The sequence below is a fragment of the Eubacterium pyruvativorans genome (genome assembly GCF_900102225.1).
In the GTDB taxonomy this organism is placed as follows: Bacteria; Bacillota; Clostridia; order Peptostreptococcales; family Anaerovoracaceae; genus Aminicella; species Aminicella pyruvativorans.
In genome coordinates, this window is sequence record NZ_FNBF01000001.1 from 156,900 (window position 1) to 173,353 (window position 16,454).

The 16,454-nt window shown below is 61.0% G+C and carries 15 protein-coding genes and 1 riboswitch; all 15 genes read left to right on the plus strand.

What is annotated here, in order from left to right; genetic code table 11:
* The first annotated feature begins 38 nt into the window (after nt 1–38).
* The 15 genes from BLQ24_RS00770 (at nt 39) to BLQ24_RS00840 (ending at nt 16,446) form a co-directional block, all read left to right on the plus strand.
* Nucleotides 39–1,019 (plus strand): FecCD family ABC transporter permease, encoded by a 981-nt coding sequence (locus tag BLQ24_RS00770; RefSeq protein WP_242869540.1) that lies wholly within the window; start codon nt 39–41, stop codon nt 1,017–1,019.
* On the plus strand, nt 1,016–2,134 hold the full coding sequence (locus BLQ24_RS00775) for an ABC transporter ATP-binding protein (RefSeq protein ID WP_090161623.1): 1,119 nt from the start codon (nt 1,016–1,018) through the stop codon (nt 2,132–2,134). The genes BLQ24_RS00770 and BLQ24_RS00775 overlap by 4 nt, the downstream gene beginning before the upstream one ends.
* A 1-nt stretch (nt 2,135) precedes the next feature.
* On the plus strand, nt 2,136–3,326 hold the full coding sequence (cbiD, locus tag BLQ24_RS00780; RefSeq protein WP_090161626.1) for a cobalt-precorrin-5B (C(1))-methyltransferase CbiD: 1,191 nt from the start codon (nt 2,136–2,138) through the stop codon (nt 3,324–3,326).
* Nucleotides 3,263–3,991 (plus strand): precorrin-2 C(20)-methyltransferase, encoded by a 729-nt coding sequence (gene cobI / locus BLQ24_RS00785; protein ID WP_090161628.1) that lies wholly within the window; start codon nt 3,263–3,265, stop codon nt 3,989–3,991. The genes cbiD and cobI overlap by 64 nt, the downstream gene beginning before the upstream one ends.
* 62 nt (nt 3,992–4,053) lie before the next feature.
* The gene (cobM, locus tag BLQ24_RS00790) at nt 4,054–4,812 is read left to right on the plus strand and encodes a precorrin-4 C(11)-methyltransferase (RefSeq protein ID WP_090161631.1); all 759 of its coding nucleotides are present in this window, start codon (nt 4,054–4,056) and stop codon (nt 4,810–4,812) included.
* Nucleotides 4,809–5,876: a cobalt-precorrin 5A hydrolase gene (locus BLQ24_RS00795; protein ID WP_090161634.1), complete on the plus strand. Its 1,068-nt coding sequence runs from the start codon at nt 4,809–4,811 to the stop codon at nt 5,874–5,876. Before cobM ends, BLQ24_RS00795 begins: the two co-directional genes overlap by 4 nt.
* The gene (gene cobJ / locus BLQ24_RS00800) at nt 5,869–6,606 is read left to right on the plus strand and encodes a precorrin-3B C(17)-methyltransferase (RefSeq protein WP_090161636.1); all 738 of its coding nucleotides are present in this window, start codon (nt 5,869–5,871) and stop codon (nt 6,604–6,606) included. The genes BLQ24_RS00795 and cobJ overlap by 8 nt, the downstream gene beginning before the upstream one ends.
* Entirely contained in the window at nt 6,603–7,373 is a 771-nt protein-coding gene (gene cobK, locus BLQ24_RS00805; RefSeq protein WP_090161639.1) for a precorrin-6A reductase, read from the plus strand. The genes cobJ and cobK overlap by 4 nt, the downstream gene beginning before the upstream one ends.
* Nucleotides 7,370–8,584: a precorrin-6y C5,15-methyltransferase (decarboxylating) subunit CbiE gene (gene cbiE, locus BLQ24_RS00810; protein ID WP_090161642.1), complete on the plus strand. Its 1,215-nt coding sequence runs from the start codon at nt 7,370–7,372 to the stop codon at nt 8,582–8,584. Before cobK ends, cbiE begins: the two co-directional genes overlap by 4 nt.
* On the plus strand, nt 8,577–9,929 hold the full coding sequence (locus tag BLQ24_RS00815; RefSeq protein WP_090161645.1) for a cobyrinic acid a,c-diamide synthase CobB: 1,353 nt from the start codon (nt 8,577–8,579) through the stop codon (nt 9,927–9,929). The genes cbiE and BLQ24_RS00815 overlap by 8 nt, the downstream gene beginning before the upstream one ends.
* A 29-nt stretch (nt 9,930–9,958) precedes the next feature.
* Nucleotides 9,959–10,951 (plus strand): adenosylcobinamide-phosphate synthase CbiB, encoded by a 993-nt coding sequence (gene cbiB / locus BLQ24_RS00820; RefSeq protein WP_090161648.1) that lies wholly within the window; start codon nt 9,959–9,961, stop codon nt 10,949–10,951.
* A 25-nt stretch (nt 10,952–10,976) separates the two neighbouring features.
* Complete coding sequence (locus tag BLQ24_RS00825; protein WP_242869537.1) at nt 10,977–12,071, plus strand: pyridoxal phosphate-dependent aminotransferase; 1,095 nt, start codon at nt 10,977–10,979, stop codon at nt 12,069–12,071.
* Entirely contained in the window at nt 12,052–13,557 is a 1,506-nt protein-coding gene (locus BLQ24_RS00830) for a cobyric acid synthase (protein ID WP_090161651.1), read from the plus strand. Before BLQ24_RS00825 ends, BLQ24_RS00830 begins: the two co-directional genes overlap by 20 nt.
* A 22-nt stretch (nt 13,558–13,579) precedes the next feature.
* Nucleotides 13,580–14,263: a precorrin-8X methylmutase gene (locus BLQ24_RS00835; RefSeq protein ID WP_090161721.1), complete on the plus strand. Its 684-nt coding sequence runs from the start codon at nt 13,580–13,582 to the stop codon at nt 14,261–14,263.
* 112 nt (nt 14,264–14,375) lie between these two features.
* Nucleotides 14,376–14,534: riboswitch (cobalamin riboswitch) on the plus strand.
* A 211-nt stretch (nt 14,535–14,745) separates the two neighbouring features.
* Nucleotides 14,746–16,446, plus strand: coding sequence for a sirohydrochlorin cobaltochelatase (locus BLQ24_RS00840; protein WP_090161654.1), 1,701 nt, complete (start codon nt 14,746–14,748; stop codon nt 16,444–16,446).
* Nucleotides 16,447–16,454 lie beyond the last annotated feature (8 nt).

The following is a 16,454-nucleotide window of genomic DNA, read 5'->3' on the forward strand; positions in this document are numbered from 1 at the left end:
ACCGCAGGCAGAGAGCCCGGTTCACTCTGGTTTTTCTGATGCTGGGTGCAGCGGCTGTGGGCGCCTGTGTGCTGAGTATCCGGATCGGCAATGTGGGGATTCCGGCGGGACGCATTCTGGAGATCCTCTTCACCGGGCCGGACGGCACGAGGGAGGGGGATATCCTCTGGACGATCCGCCTGCCCCGGATTCTGACCGCCGCACTGCTGGGGGGCGCCCTGTCTCTGTCGGGTTTTCTGCTGCAGACGTTTTTCGGCAATCCCATCGCAGGGCCTTTCGTGCTGGGCATTTCCTCCGGTGCGAAACTGACGGTGGCGCTGACCTTGATTTTTTTCCTGCATTCCTTCGGAACGGCGTCCTCCTGGACCCTGATCGCCGCCGCCTTCTGCGGCTCTCTTGCAGCGACGGGGTTCATCCTGCTGGTGGCCCGGAAAGTGCAGAATATGGCGGCGCTGCTGGTGGCCGGCATCATGATCGGATATATCTGCTCGGCGGTGACGGATTTCGTCATTACCTTCGCAGAGGATTCGGATATTGTGAACCTCCGGGGCTGGTCCCTGGGCAGCTTCTCCGGCATGAACTGGTCCTCGGTCCGGGTCTGTTTCCTGGTGGTTCTTCCGGTTTTCCTGCTGACCCTGCTGCTGTCCAAGCCGATCAGCGCCTGTCAGCTGGGGGAGGATTATGCTGTCAGCCTGGGGGTGAACATGAAGCGGTTCCGCATTCTGCTGATCGGACTTTCCAGTATCCTTTCCGGCTGCGTCACCGCATTTGCGGGACCGATCTCCTTCGTGGGAATTGCGGTGCCGTTTCTGGTGAAGGCTGCCCTGGATTCCGCCAAGCCCCTGGCAGTGATTCCGGGCACTTTTCTGGGCGGCGCCGTGTTCTGCATGCTGTCTGACCTCATTGCCCGGACGGCGTTCTCCCCGGTGGAGCTGAATATCAGTACGGTAACTTCTGTATTCGGCGCCCCGGTGGTGATTTTCATGATGATCCGCGAAAGGAGAGATCGTTCCCGATGACCGTGACATCCTCAGAGACAACCTTCCGGGTGGAACTTCGACATCTGACTGCAGGGTATGATGCGCCCTTGCTCCGGGATCTTTCTATTCAGCTGGGAAGAGGGGAGATCCTGACCCTGATCGGACCCAACGGCGCCGGGAAGTCCACCCTGCTGAAGACCCTGGCGGGGCGCCTCCGGCCCCTGGGGGGAACCATCTTCTATGACGGACGGGACGCTTCCCGGCTGACGGACGGAGAAAGGGCCCGGAAGCTTTCTGTCATGCTGACGGAGCGGCCCCGGCCGGAGCGCATGACCTGCCGGGAACTGGTCCGGACGGGACGCTATCCCTATACAGGCCGGCTGGGGGTATTGACAAAAAAAGACCGGAAGGCGGCCGACGACGCCATTCACCTGGTGGGAGCAGAGGCCATTTCAGACCGGGACTGGGACAGTATCAGCGACGGGCAGAAGCAGAGAATTCTGCTGGCCCGGGCGATCTGCCAGGACCCGGATATTCTGCTGCTGGATGAACCGACTTCCTATCTGGATATCCATCACAAGGCCTCACTGCTGGAGATCCTCCGGAAGCTGTCCCGGGAAACCGGCGTCACGGTGATTCAGTCTCTTCATGAGATCGATCTGGCTCAGAAAGTGTCGGACCTTGTGCTCTGTGTGGGAACGGAGGGAGAACTCTTCTGCGGAACGCCGGAAGAGGTGTTCCGGGGAGACCGGATCGCCGCCCTGTACCATATGGCGGAAGGAACCTACGATGCGCTGACCGGAAGCATGGAGCTGCCTCGGCCGGCGGGCCTTCCCCGGGTGCTGGTTCTCTCCTGCGGCGGTACCGGTATTCCCGTGTACCACCGGCTCCAGCGGGAGGGTGTGCCGTTTGCTGCCGGTATTCTGTGGGAAAATGACGTGGACTTCCGGGTGGCCCGGCAGCTGGCGGCGGAGGTCGTCAGCGTGCCGGCGTTTTCACCCGCCCCGGAGGAAGCGGTCCGGCGGATGGGGGAACTGGCGGAGATGGCCGAAGCGGTCATTGACTGCGGGTTTCCGGAAGAGCCGTTCAGCCGGTGTATGACTGAACTCCGGGAGGATGCGGCCCGAAACGGGAAACTGAGGAAGGAGGAATAAGGTGACATTCGATCATTACCTCAGAAGCGGCAGTGAGCTGCTCCGATGCGGCTATACCACCGGCACCTGTGCGGCGCTGGGAGCCCGGGGAGCGCTGACCCTGCTGCTCAGCGGAAAGGCTCCCGGCATTCTCCGGGTGATGACCCCGAAGGGCTGGCCGGTGGAGACGGAGCCGGTTCTGTGTGAGTACGCAGGAGCCGGGGCCGCCCGCTGCGGAATCCGGAAGGACGGCGGTGACGATGCAGATGCCACGGACGGCATGCTGGTGATCACGGAGGTTTCCTTCCGGCACCAGGATCGGGAAATCCTTTTTCACGGGGGGCCCGGGGTTGGCACAGTGACGAAACCGGGGCTGGATCAGCCCGTGGGAGAACCCGCCATCAACCGGGTGCCCCGGGAGATGATCCGTCAGGTATGTGTGGAATTGCTGGAAGAGGCGGACTGCCGCACCGGACTGGATATCACTGTTTCCATTCCCGGCGGGGAGGAAGCCGCCCGGAAAACCTTCAACCCCATGCTGGGGGTGGAAGGGGGATTATCCATTCTGGGTACCAGCGGCATCGTGGAACCGATGAGTGAGCGGGCGCTGGTGGACACGATCGAAACGGAGATGCGGCAGAAGACCCGGGATTGTAAGGATCTGATTCTGACGCCGGGGAATTACGGCATGGCCTTTCTGGAGGACCGGGGCATGGCGGACACGGAGGTGCCGGTTGTGAAATATTCCAACTTTCTGGGGGAGGCGCTGGATATGGCGTCCGTGTTCGGCGTATCACGGATTCTGCTGGTGGGACATATCGGAAAAATCGTAAAAGTGGCCGGCGGCCTCATGAACACCCACTCCCGGTACGGGGACTGCCGGAAGGAGATTCTGACGGCCTGGGCAGCTGCGGAAGGGGCCGGCAGGGCGGTCTGCCGCCAGTTGATGGAGGCCATGACCACGGAGGAATGTATCCGGATTCTCAGGGAGAACGGGCTGGACCGGCAGGTGCTGTCGGATGTGACCCGGCAGATCCAGAAGGTGCTGGACCGCCGGTCGGCAGGGAAATACCGGGCCGGGGCCCTTTTCTTTTCCCGGGAATACGGCGTTCTGGGGACGACAGAGACAGCGAAGGAGATTATAAGCGAATGGAAGAACGAGAAAAAGGTATTTTCAGCGCAGTCAGCGCAGGACCCGGGGATCCGGAACTGATGACCCTGGGCAGTGTGAAGATCCTGGAAAAGGCAGACGTGGTGGCGGCTCCCCGCACAGCATCGGGACAGATGCTGGCGCTGGAGATTGTCCGGGGGGTCTGCCCGCTGGAAGAGAAGATCGTTCTTCCCATGGATTTTGTCATGAGCCGGGACCCTGAAGTGGTGCGGGCGCAGCACGAACGGATTGCGGCGGAGACCGCCGCTTATCTGGACCGAGGACTGAATGTGGCGATGGTGAACCTGGGAGACGTGGCTGTCTATTCCACCGCCTTCTATATCATGGAGGTGCTCCGGAAATGGGGATACACCTGCCGGATGCACGCCGGGGTTCCCAGTTTCTGTGCCGTTGCCTCCCGTCTGGGAATCAGCATGACGGAACGGAATCTGCCGGTTCATATCATTCCGGGGTCCTATCCCGTCGGCGGTCTGCTGGAACAGGAAGGCACCATCGTTCTGATGAAATCCGGCAGGCAGATCCGGAAGGTACTGGAAGAACTGAAGCACCGGGATCTGCTGAGCCGGTCTTCCATGGTGGTTAACTGCGGGATGCCGGAGGAACAGGTGATTTCCGACCTGTCCCGGCTGGATCCGTCAGAGGAAATCGGCTATTTCGCAACGATTATTGTGCGGTCCCGGCGGCCAGACAGGCCGCAGAGGACATAGCGGCCAGACAGGCCGAAGCCGCCGTCTTTTTCATAGCACAGACAGAAGGAGGAGCAGGGAAAATGGTACATTTCGTAGGAGCAGGTCCCGGGGCGCCGGATCTCATCACGGTCCGGGGGCAGAAACTTCTGGAAGAGGCGGACTGCGTCATCTATGCGGGGAGCCTGGTGAACCCGGCGCTGCTGGAGCATACGAAAGAAGGAGCACTGATCCGAAACAGCGCCGAGATGACCCTGGAAGAGGTGCTGGAGGTGATGGAGTCCATGGAAAAACAGGGGAAAACCACGGTCCGGCTCCATACCGGAGACATGAGCCTCTACGGTGCGGTCCGGGAGCAGATGGACCGGCTGGATGCTCTGGGCATTTCCTACGATGATACCCCGGGGGTCTCCAGCTTCTGCGGTGCTGCTGCGGCCCTCCGGGCGGAATACACCCTGCCCGGGGTGAGCCAGACCGTGATCATCAGCCGTATGGCGGGACGGACCCCGGTGCCGGGCGGGGAACAGATTTCCCTGCTGGCCCGGCACGGAGCATCCATGGTTCTGTTCCTGTCCTCCGGCATGCTGCCGGCCCTGCAGGAGGAACTGCTCCGGGGGGCATATACTGAGGACACCCCGGCGGCACTGGTATACAAGGCCACCTGGCCCGAAGAGAAAGTCATCCGCTGCACCCTGGGCACCCTGGCAGAACGGGGTGCCGCCGCGGGCATCTCCAAGACGGCCCTGGTGCTGGTGGGGGATTTTCTGGGAGATGTCTACGACCGGAGTCTGCTGTACGATCCGGCCTTCACCACCGGTTTCCGGAAAGGACAGGAGCGATGATCCGCTGCCTGGCGTTTTCTGACCGGGGAATGGAGTTGGCCCGGCGGATTGCGGGAGCTCTGGGGGGCAGCGCATTCCGGAGCGGCGACCCTCTCCGGGGCGCAGAATGGACAAAAAAATACTTTTCCCGTTCGGAAGCGCTGATATTCGTGGGCTCCTGCGGCATTGCGGTGCGCATGACCGCCCCGCTGCTCCGCTCCAAGGCGGAGGACCCGGCGGTGGTTGTCATAGATGAAAGGGGCCGCTTCGTGATCCCGGTTCTCTCCGGTCATCTGGGGGGCGCCAATGATCTGGCCCGGCGGATCGCCGGCCTGACCGGCGGGACGGCGGTGCTCACCACGGCAACGGATGTAACCGGCACCTTCGCCGTGGACAGCTGGGCCCGGATTCACAATGCGTCCGTTCTGAATCCCCGGCGGATTCTGCCGTTTTCCCGGAAACTGCTGTCCGGTGCATCCGCTGTGCTGGCCAGCCGCTTCCCGTTTCAGGGAACGGCGCCGGCGGGGATCCGGCTCACAGGCATGGATTCAGAAGACGGAAACGAAGATCCGGATTCTGTGCCGGACGCTGTGCTGGACTATGGCTTCCTGCCCGGCTTCCCGCCGGCGGGAGGTAATGTCCGGGGGGCGGAGCCCCTTCTTCTGGTTCCCCGGGTTCTGACATTGGGCATCGGATGCCGGCGGGGGGTATCGGCGGAGCAGATTGAGGAGCAGTACCGGAAGTTTCTGGAGCACACCGGCTTCCGGGAGGAAGCCTTCCGGCTGGCTGCCAGCATCGACCTGAAGCAGGGAGAGCGGGGGCTTCTGGCTTTCTGTCAGCGTCATCATCTGAAGGCCTGTTTCTATTCCCCGGACCGGCTCCGGCAAGTCACCGGCGTCAGGTCTTCGTCGGATTTCGTGAAAGAAGTGACCGGGGTGGATAATGTCTGTGAACGGGCGGCGGTTCTGGCGGCATCTTCCGGTGCAGGTCCGGGAGAACTGATCGCAGAGAAATTCCCGGGGAACGGGGTGACCCTGGCTGCCGCCGCAATGCATTATGCCCCGGATTGGAGAGATCATGAGTAAACTGTATGCCGTCGGTATCGGTCCCGGCCGGAAAGAATTTATGACCGAAGAAGCGCTGGAAGCACTGAACCGTTCGGAGCTGATCATCGGCTACACGGTGTATGCGGATCAGGTGCGGGGGATATTTCCGGAGAAGGAATACATCACCACACCTATGAAACAGGAAATCGACCGGTGCCGGATGGCACTGGAGGCAGCTTCCGCCGGGAGAACCACCGCCATGGTCTGCAGCGGCGACGCCGGTGTGTACGGCATGGCGGGACTTCTGATTCAGCTGGAATCCTCCTATCCGGGGGCGGAAGTGGAAGTGGTGGCAGGGGTTACCGCCGGGATTTCCGGGGCGGCCGTGCTGGGGGCCCCTCTGGGTCATGATTTTTGTGTCATTTCCCTGTCGGATCTTCTGACGCCCTGGGAGGTGATTGAGAAGCGGCTTCGGGCAGCCGCCCGGGGAGATTTCGCCCTTTGTCTCTATAATCCCCGGTCTAAGAAGCGGAGGGACCACCTGGCCCGGGCGGTGGGAATTCTGCTGGAAGAGGGGAAATCCCCGGATACGGTCTGCGGCTGGGTCCGTCAGATCGGCCGGACGGGGCAGGAACAGAAAGTGATGACACTGGCTCAGCTGAAGGACGAGCCGGTGGATATGTTCACCACCGTGTTCGTCGGATCCGGCAGCACGAAGCGTTACGGCAGCCGTATGGTGACGCCGAGAGGGTATGAGAAGAAGCAATGAAGATCACAGTGTTCAGCGGAACAACAGAAGGGAGAATTGTGTCCCGCATTCTGGCGGAAGAGGGGCATGAAGTGACAGTTTCTGTGGTCAGCGGGTACGGCAGGGAAACGCAGGGAACGATGCCGGGGATCCGGGTTCTGACCGGTCCGAAGCTGCCCGGGGAAGTCCGCCGGCTTCTTGCGGGGCAGGATCTTCTGATCGATGCCACACACCCCTATGCGGCGCACATCACCGAAACCCTCCGGCAGGTGACGAAGGAACTGGGCATCCCGTACCGCCGGCTCCTCCGGCCGGCAGGGAAACTTCCTGAAGGCCTTTCGGAAGGGACGGGGGAAGAGGCCGGAGAAATCCGTTTCGCAGGCAGTGCGGCGGAAGCGGCGGCTCTGCTAAATGGCACCGAAGGGAACATCCTGCTGACCACCGGATCCAAGGAACTTCACGCATACAGGGGGATTCCCCGGGAGCGTCTGATGGTGCGGGTTCTTCCCTCCGGAAAGGCGCTGGAGAGCTGCGAGCGGGAGAATATTCCCCACCGGAACATCATCGCCATGCAGGGACCCTTTCGGGAGGAACTGAACCGGGCGCTGATTCACCAGTTTCAGATCCGGTGGCTGGTGACGAAGGACGGGGGAAGCGCCGGCGGATTCGAAGAAAAAATCCGGGCCGCCCGTTCTTCGGGCTGCGGCATTATCGTGATCCGCCGGCCGGAGGACCGGGGGCTGTCCATGGAGAGCATTCTGAAGGAAGTCAGGAAAGGAATAGAATGAGAATATTTTTGATTGGCGCAGGCGCAGGCATCGGCGAATATCTGAGTGTCCGGGCGGCAATTATTATCCGGAAGGCGGACCTGCTCCTGGGTTCCCCCAGGCTGGTGGATCAGATCAACAGCCGTATGAAGGAGGGGGCAGTGCGGAAAGCCATGACGAGCCCCCGGGAGATCATGGAGGAGCTGGTCCAGTTTCAGGGAGAGGTTGCCGTTGTCATGTACAGCGGAGATACCGGGTTCTATTCCGGCGCCCGGCATCTGACAAAGTCGCTGGAGAAAGCCGGCATGACCTATGAACTGGTGCCGGGGGTATCCAGCGTCCAGCTGTTTGCCGCCCGGCTGGGCCGTCCGTGGCAGAACTGGAAGCTCTGCTCCGCCCACGGCCGGATTCTGGATCCGGCGGCGGAAATGGAGGAGGGAAAGCCTGTGTTTTTCCTGACCGGCGGAAAGCTGGGACCGGCGGAGATCTGCCGGCAGCTCACCGGGGCGGGCATGGGAGACCTGACTGCCGTGATCGGCGAACGGCTGGGCATGCCGGAGGAGATGCTCTATTCGGGGACGGTCAGGGAGATGCAGGAAGCAGAGACCGACTCCCTGTCGGTGCTGCTGGTGGATCCGGGGGAGACGCAGCCTGTCCGTCACTGGCTTCCGGGGATCCCGGACAGCCGGTTCATCCGAGGAAATGTGCCCATGACCAAGCGGGATATCCGGGCGTCGATTCTCGCCCGTCTGCAGATCCGTCCGGGGGAAACAGTCTGGGATATCGGCGCCGGCACCGGAAGTGTGTCGGTGGAACTGGCGATAGCGGCCCGCCCGGGCCGGGTGTTTGCGGTGGAAGAAAAACAGGAGGCCTGTGCACTGATCCGGGAAAACCGGGAGAAGTTCGGGGTCCGGAACCTGGAGATCACAGAAGGAAGAGCGCCGGAAACTCTGGAGAATCTTCCGAAGCCGGATGCGGTGTTCATCGGCGGGTCGGGCGGATCCCTGACGGAAATTCTGGAATGTACCCGCCGGGTGAATCCGGAAGCCCGGATCTGTGTCTCCGCCATTGTGCTGGAGAACGCCGCCCGGGCTGGGGAACAGATGGAAGCTCTGGGATGGAAGACGGAAGTGAGTCAGATCATGACGGCCTCCTCCCGGAATGCGGGGGGAAAGCATATGATGCTGGGCGGCAATCCGGTGTGGCTCATTACAGGAGGCTGTGATGCGTAGTTTCATGATTGCAGCCCCCTCCTCGGGCAGCGGGAAAACGGCGGTGACCTGCGGTCTTCTGGAACTGCTGGCGGAGGAGGGATACGACCCCTGTTCCTTCAAGTGCGGGCCGGACTACATCGATCCCATGTTTCACCGGTCGGTGCTGGGCATCCCGTCCTGTAATCTGGATCTCTTTCTGGCGCCCCGGGAGATCGTCCGGGAGAACTTCCGGCGGTATTCCGCCGGGCACGGCGCAGCGCTGGTGGAAGGGGTCATGGGACTCTATGATGGTGCGGGGGGCACGACGACGGAAGCCGGTTCCTGGCATCTGGCGGATACGCTGGATCTTCCGGTGATACTGGTGGTTCGTCCGAAGGGCATGAGCCTGACGCTGGCGGCGCAGATCCGTGGTCTTTTGTCATTCCGGGAGAACAGTCATATCGCAGGTATTTTGCTGAACGACTGTTCTTCCATGTATTTTCACAGTCTCCGGGAGATGCTGGAGCGGGAAACCGGCGTGCCGGTGCTGGGATATCTTCCCCATATGGCGGAGGCGGCCTTCCCGTCCCGCCATCTGGGACTCATCACGGCGGGAGAGATCGAAGACCTCCGGGAGCGGATCCGAAGGATCGCCAGTGTGATGCGGAAGACGGTGGATCTGGACAGACTGATGGAGCTTGCCTGTGTGCGGCAGGAGGAAGCATCTGCTCCGGAGCCCCGGCCATGCGAAACGGTCCGGATCGCCTTCGCCCAGGACCGGGCGTTCTGTTTTCTCTATGAGGAGACCCTGGACCGGCTCCGGGACCTGGGGGCGGAGCTGGTTCCTTTCAGTCCGATAGAGGACAGCGGACTTCCGGCGGATGTTCACGGGCTGTACCTGCCCGGGGGCTATCCGGAATTATTCGCCCGGGAACTGTCCGGCAACCGGTCCATGCGCCGGGCTGTGCGGGAGGCGGTGAAGGGCGGCATGCCTGCGGTGGCGGAATGCGGCGGTTTTCTGTATCTGGGGGGAACCCTGGAGAATGAAGAGGGCCGGGTCTTCGAAATGGCCGGTGCGCTTCCGGGAAACGGCATCCGCCGGGATCATCTGGTCCGGTTCGGGTACGGCATGGCCCGGGCGAAGGCGGACAGCATGCTGCTTCGGGCCGGGGAAATCGTTCCGGTCCACGAATTCCACTACTGGGATTCCACGGCGAACGGGGACTGCCTGTCCGTCACCAAGCCGGTTTCCGGACACAGCTGGGAGGCGGCATTCACCACAGAAACGCTGTATGCGGGATTCCCACATCTGTATCTGGCCGGGAAGCCGGAAGCGGCGGCCCGGTTCGTTGCGGCGGCCGGGAAGCAGGCGAAGGGAGAGTAACCTGCGGAAAGGAGTAGGAACGTCACAATATGTATTCTGCACTGATTCTGCAATTCAATATTTCGCTGGGCGCACTGATCGGCCTGGTTCTGGATTTTCTGATGGGGGATCCGGTCCGAATTCCCCATCCGGTGGTGCTGATGGGAAAGGGGATCAGCCGGCTGGAAGGCGTTCTGCGCCGCCGCTTTCCGGAAACGCCGGAGGGACAGCGCCGGGCCGGCCTGGTTCTGGCGGCAGTTCTGCCTCTGGTCACGCTGGTCATCTCCGGAGCGGCTTGTTTTCTCGCCTGGCAGATCCACCCTCTGTTTTTCCTGGCGCTGGATTCCTTCTGGTGCTGGCAGTGCCTGGCGGTCCGGGGACTGAGAACTGAGAGTATGAAGGTATATGCCTGCCTCCGGAGAAAGGATCTCCCGGGGGCCAGAAGTGCGCTGTCCCGCATTGTGGGACGGGATACGGCATCTCTGGATGAGGAACACGTCATCCGGGCGGCGGTGGAAACCGTGGCGGAGAACTTCAGTGACGGGGTGATCGCTCCGCTGTTCTATATGCTCCTGGGCGGTGCGCCGCTGGCCCTGGCATACAAGGCAGTCAATACCATGGACAGCATGGTGGGATATAGGAATGATAAGTATCTTCATTTCGGCCGGGGGGCGGCGAAACTGGACGACGGGGCGAACTATATTCCTTCCAGGATTTCCGCTCTTCTGTGGATTCTGGGGGCGTTTCTGAACGGCAATGACGGGAGGAACGCCTGGAAGATCTGGCGCAGGGACGGAAGAAAACACGCCAGTCCGAATTCGGCCCAGACGGAGTCCGCCTGTGCCGGCGCCCTGAACATCCAGCTGGCGGGGCCGGCGTACTATTTCGGCGAATATTATGACAAGCCGACGATCGGGGATCCGGTGCGTCCGGCGCACCCCGCAGACATCGTCCGGGCGAACAGGCTTCTCTACCTGTCCGCAGTTTTGGGCGGGCTCCTTCTGCTGGAACTCCGGGGGCTGGTACTGCTGCTTGTTTTCTGACGGTTTATTACGGGATGGGAATGGAATGATGACAGATAAAAAAGATACTCTGATACACGGCGGGGACCGGCAGTCTTTCCTGGAGAAGTTCGGCCGGGAACCGCTGGATTTCTCCGCAAACGTGAGCCCCCTGGGGGTGCCGGAAACGGTCCGGAAGCGGGTCGCCTTCTCCCTGGACCGGCAGGACCGGTATCCGGATCCGCTGTGCCGCCGGCTGCGCCGGAAGATCGGGGAGCGGGAAGGGGTTCCCGGGGAATGGGTGCTTTGCGGAAACGGCGCCGCAGATCTGATCTGGCGGATTGTCATGACCATGGAACAGGGCGTGCCCGCCCTGCTGACGGCGCCTGCTTTCGCAGAATATGAAGCGGCCCTGCGGTTTCGGAAGGCGGCGGTTCATTATGCAATGCTCCGGCCGGAGCGCAATTTCGATCTTCCGCCAGATTACCCGGAGCAGATTCCGGAAGGTGGTATCCTGTTTCTCTGCCGCCCGGACAATCCCACCGGAAGAATGCCGGGGGAGGAGATGTGCCGGAACGTGCTGGAAACCGCAGCGGACCGGCACACGCTGGTGGTGATGGATGAATCTTTCTTTCCGTTCCTGACGGATCCGGCCGGTTCCTCCGCCCTGTGCCGGCTGGAAGAGTTTCCGAATCTGATTGTGCTGAAGGCCTTCACGAAAATCTACGGTATGGCGGGGATTCGGCTGGGATGCTGCTTCTGCAGCGATCCCAGCCGGCTGAATGCGGTCCGAAATGCAGGGCAGCCCTGGGCCGTCTCCGGAATCGCCCAGGAAGCTGGGCTGGCGGCGCTGGAAGACCGGGCATATGTGGAGCGGGTCCGGAAGCTGATCTGCACAGAGCGGCCGTTTCTGGAAAATGAACTGAAGAATGCCGGGTTTCATGTGATACCGGGCGCCGCCAATTATATTTTGTTTCAGGGGCCCCGGGAACTGGGAGACCTGCTTGCCCGGCGGGGCATTCTCATCCGGGACTGCAGTAATTACCGGGGACTGGAGCCGGGATGGTTTCGGACGGCGGTCCGCACCCGGGAAGAAAACCGAAAGCTGATCCGGGAGATCCGGGCTGTGAAGGAGGTATTGGATGGGAACAGGTGTGAATAATCGGAATCTCATGATCCAGGGGACCATGTCCGGGGCGGGAAAGAGCCTTCTGGCGGCGGCCTTCTGCCGCATTTTCCGTCAGGACGGGTACAAGGCGGCGCCCTTCAAGAGTCAGAACATGGCCCTGAACAGTTACATCACCCGGGACGGTCTGGAAATGGGACGGGCCCAGGTCATGCAGGCTGAGGCGGCCGGCATCGAACCGGACGTGCGGATGAATCCGATTCTGCTGAAACCCTCCAGTGACACAGGAAGCCAGGTGATCGTCAACGGCCGGGTACGGGGACAGATGGATGCGGTCCGGTATTTTCAGTACAAGAAGGAGTTGATTCCGGAGATCCGGAAGGCGTATGACAGTCTGGCCCGGGAGTATGACATCGTCGTGCTGGAAGGGGCAGGAAGCCCTGCGGAGATCAACCTGAAGCAGGATGATATCGTGAATATGGGCATGGCGGAGATGGTGAATGCGCCGGTGCTTCTGGCGGGGGATATCGACCGGGGCGGCGTGTTTGCACAGCTGTTCGGGACAACGGAACTGGTGACGCCGGAGGAGAAAGGAAGAATCGGCGGCCTTCTGATCAACAAGTTCCGGGGAGATCCGGAGATCCTCCGACCCGGCCTTTCCATGCTGGAAGAGCGCACCGGCATTCCGGTACTGGGGGTGATTCCCTACGTCCGGGTGGATATGGACGAAGAAGACAGTCTGGCGGAATCCCTGAACCGGAAGCAGGTGGAGAAACCCATCGATATCGCTGTGATCCGGCTGCCCCGCATCTCCAACTTCACGGATTTCGCACCGCTGGAAGAACATCCGGCGCTGGGGGTCCGCTACGTGACCCGGCCCCGGGAACTGGGCAGTCCGGACATGATTATGCTGCCGGGGACCAAGAGCACGGTGGCCGATCTGCTCTGGCTCCGTTCTTCCGGTCTGGAGGCGGCAGTGCAGAAATGCCATGCCGGGGGCACCCCGGTGCTGGGGATCTGCGGCGGCTACCAGATGCTGGGACGTCGCCTTCTGGATCCGGACCGGGTGGAAGGCAATGTGCCGGAGATCCGGGGAATGGGTCTCCTTCCGGCAGAAACGGTGTTCCGTCCGTTGAAAACGAGAACCCGGGTGCGGGGAGCGGGGGCTGCTGCGCCGTTTGCCGGCGCCGTCATCGATGGATATGAGATCCATATGGGGGAAACCAGGGTGGACGGCGCACCGTTCTGTTTCCTGGACCGGAATCGGCCGGAGGGATGTGCAGAAGGCCATGTGTACGGCACTTATCTCCACGGGCTGTTCGACAGCGGCGAGATGACGGAGCGGATCGCAGAACTTCTGGCAGAAAAAAAAGGCATTCCGGTGGATCGCCGGGAGCCTGTGTCCCGCCGGGCGTATGCCGAAAAGCAGTACGACATTCTGGCAGATACAGTGCGGCAGGCAGTGGACATGAAACGGATCTACGGGCTGATCGAAGCGTACGCCCGGGAAGCAGGAAAGTAAACAGGAAAGTAAAATGGAGAGCATGAGGGAAGAAAAGACATTCCGGCACACACTGCCGGCGGATATTGAACGGACCAGCATGGAGATCATCACACGGGAGCTGGCGGAACGGGGGATCACCGTCCCTGAAGAGAACCTGGCGGTGGTGCGGCGGGTGATCCATACGACCGCCGATTTCGACTATGCGGAGAATCTCCGGTTCTCCGATCATGCGGTGATGCGGGGCATCCGGGCCATGACCCGGGGCAGAGTCATCATCACCGATACGAATATGGCGCTGGCGGGGATCAGCCGGCCGACGCTGGAGAAACTGGGTGTGGAGGCCCGCTGCTTCATGGCGGACCCGAAGGTGGCACAGATGGCAAAGAATAAAAGCATGACCCGGGCGTCCGCTTCCATGATGTTTGCCGCAGAACACTATCCCGGAGCGGTGTTTGCGGTGGGGAATGCTCCCACAGCGCTGATCCGTCTCTGTGAACAGATCGAGGCCGGTTTCCGTCCCTCTCTGGTGGCGGCCGTGCCGGTGGGCTTCGTGAATGTGGTGGAAAGCAAGGAACAGCTCTTCCACACCTGTCTGAAGTACGATGTGCCGGTGATCTGCGCAATGGGACGAAAAGGGGGAAGTACCGTGGCCTGCGCCATCATGAATGCGCTGCTGTATTCGGCGGCGGGAACGCTGGACCCGACAGCCCGGGGATGGCGGTAGAGAATGCGGATACGCACCGGAAAGAAGTGCTTTTCCAGTGCATAGCGGGGGAGAATCTGATATAATCAGGGCAGAACGTAAAGTGAATTTACGTAAAACGTTTATTGTAAAATCGAATCGAAAAATCTCAGGTTAACGGAATGGGGTGAGAAGCCCCGCAGCAGTTACTACTGTGATGCGGACGAAGCGGACAGATCCACCGGCGGAAGCCGGGAAGGGTCCGCAGAGGATGAAGCTAAGTCAGGAGACGAACCGGAGTGTAGCATTCGTCCGGGCTGGAACAAGGCAGCCCGATGAAGAACATCGCCCGATACAGGAAGATTTCCGGGAGAAGTTGCTTTCCCGGCTTCCCGGGGCGGTGCAGTGAAGCGGGCTCGGCGGCCGGCGGATGATACCCTCCTGATAGAATGTCGGGAGGTTTTTTCGTGAAAATGCCTGTTCCCGAAAACGGGGACAACGGAGAAACAGGAGGGTGAGATTCTATGAAGAGAAATGCGCAGAAAGCATGGTCTGTGGTGCTGGCTGCTTCTGTGGGCCTGGGCGCAGCAGCAGTTCCCGGTGTGGCCGGGACCGGAATCGTCCGGGCCGGGGAGAAATCCCGGGGGACACTGCTCCGGACGGAGACGGTCCGGACGAAGGCAGTGAACACCGGGAAAGCGGAAACGGTCCGGAAGGAGGAAATCACACTGAAAAATCTGAAGCAGGTGACCGAGAAAATACGGAATTACTCCGTTGCCCAGGGGAAGGCTTATGTGGATGTGAATAATTCTCCGCTGCTGGTCAGCGGACTGATCGGCGAGATCTACATCCATCCGAAATCCACCCCGAAGGAGCAGAAGGCGCAGACAGCCATGACCCGGCGGGTAGGGGAAATTGCCCGCTATGCATACCAGAAACTGACGCCGTCGGAGCGGGAAGCCATTCCGCCGATTCCGGAAGGTCTGGGCTATGAGTATCCGGGAGCGGGCGGTGCGGATTATTTCGTCAGCACCGGCGATCCGTCCCGGGACAATCCGCTGAACACTGCACCGACGAAGAAGAAGGAAATTCTGGTGGTCAGTTTCGGCACCAGCTACACCGACAGCCGCACAGCCGCCATCGGCGGCATCGAAAGAGCGCTGCAGGCGGCGTATCCTGACTATGATGTGCGCCGTGCCTTCACATCCCAGGTCATCATCAATCACATTCTGGCCCGGGATGAGGAGGAGATTCTCACGGTCAGAGAGGCGCTGGAAAAAGCCCGGGCCGCCGGTGTTACCGATCTGATCGTTCAGCCGACCACCCTGATGCACGGCACCGAATATGATCTCATGGTGCAGAACGTGAAGGCGAATCAGGGTAAGATGCGGGTCAGCTTCGCCGAGCCGCTCCTGGGTTCTGCGGCTGATTCGGATGAAGTGACGAATGCTGACAAAAAATCCGTGGCGAAAGCGGTCGCTGGTGCTGCAGCGAAAGACCTGGGCGCATCGGACATTCAGTCGGTTCCGAAGGACACTGCGGTGGTCCTGCTGGGGCACGGCACTTCCCATCGGGCGGCTTCCGCATACAACCAGATGCAGTACACCGTGAAGGAACTGGGTTATTCCAATGTATTCATCGGCACCGTAGAGGGGGAGCCGGAGGAGACAGAAGTCAATGCCGTGGTGAAAAAAGTGAAGAAGGCCGGTTACCGGAATGTGGTTCTGCGCCCGCTGATGGTGGTGGCCGGGGACCATGCGAATAACGATATGGCAGGAACCGAAGAGGACTCCTGGAGCAGCCGGTTCCAATCCGCCGGTCTGACCGTTACGAACCAGATCGCAGGGCTGGGAGAAATTCCGGCCGTGCAGCAGCTCTATGTCAGCCATACGAAGGCCGCCGTACGGCAGGCAGAGGCGCTTCAGGAACAGATCAGAAAGGTGCAGAAGATGCACGTTCTTTCCTTCTCCGGAAAGGCGAAGAAGAACCGCCGGATCCGGCTCAGCTGGAAGAAACTGTCCGGTTTGGATTCCTATGAAGTGCAGATGGCGAAAACGAAGAACGGGAAATACACCCGGATCGGCAGAACGAAGAAGATTCCGTTCACAACGAAAGCGTACCGGTCGGGACAGCGGCTTTATTTCCGGGTCCGGGGCGTGAAGCAGGTGGACGGACGTGCCGTTTACACCGGCTGGTCGAAGAAACTGTCGGTACGTGTGAAATAGGGGGAAAT

Bases quoted from the DNA above. Each gene is read 5' to 3' on its own strand.
- BLQ24_RS00830 (WP_090161651.1), top strand. From the start codon at position 12,052: ATGGGAACAGGTGTGAATAATCGGAATCTCATGATCCAGGGGACCATG.
- BLQ24_RS00825 (WP_242869537.1), top strand. From the start codon at position 10,977: ATGATGACAGATAAAAAAGATACTCTGATACACGGCGGGGACCGGCAG.
- cobK (WP_090161639.1), top strand. From the start codon at position 6,603: ATGAAGATCACAGTGTTCAGCGGAACAACAGAAGGGAGAATTGTGTCC.
- cobM (WP_090161631.1), top strand. From the start codon at position 4,054: ATGGTACATTTCGTAGGAGCAGGTCCCGGGGCGCCGGATCTCATCACG.
- cbiE (WP_090161642.1), top strand. From the start codon at position 7,370: ATGAGAATATTTTTGATTGGCGCAGGCGCAGGCATCGGCGAATATCTG.
- cobI (WP_090161628.1), top strand. From the start codon at position 3,263: ATGGAAGAACGAGAAAAAGGTATTTTCAGCGCAGTCAGCGCAGGACCC.
- BLQ24_RS00775 (WP_090161623.1), top strand. From the start codon at position 1,016: ATGACCGTGACATCCTCAGAGACAACCTTCCGGGTGGAACTTCGACAT.
- BLQ24_RS00835 (WP_090161721.1), top strand. From the start codon at position 13,580: ATGAGGGAAGAAAAGACATTCCGGCACACACTGCCGGCGGATATTGAA.
- BLQ24_RS00840 (WP_090161654.1), top strand. From the start codon at position 14,746: ATGAAGAGAAATGCGCAGAAAGCATGGTCTGTGGTGCTGGCTGCTTCT.
- BLQ24_RS00815 (WP_090161645.1), top strand. From the start codon at position 8,577: ATGCGTAGTTTCATGATTGCAGCCCCCTCCTCGGGCAGCGGGAAAACG.
- BLQ24_RS00770 (WP_242869540.1), top strand. From the start codon at position 39: ATGCTGGGTGCAGCGGCTGTGGGCGCCTGTGTGCTGAGTATCCGGATC.
- cbiB (WP_090161648.1), top strand. From the start codon at position 9,959: ATGTATTCTGCACTGATTCTGCAATTCAATATTTCGCTGGGCGCACTG.
- cobJ (WP_090161636.1), top strand. From the start codon at position 5,869: ATGAGTAAACTGTATGCCGTCGGTATCGGTCCCGGCCGGAAAGAATTT.
- BLQ24_RS00795 (WP_090161634.1), top strand. From the start codon at position 4,809: ATGATCCGCTGCCTGGCGTTTTCTGACCGGGGAATGGAGTTGGCCCGG.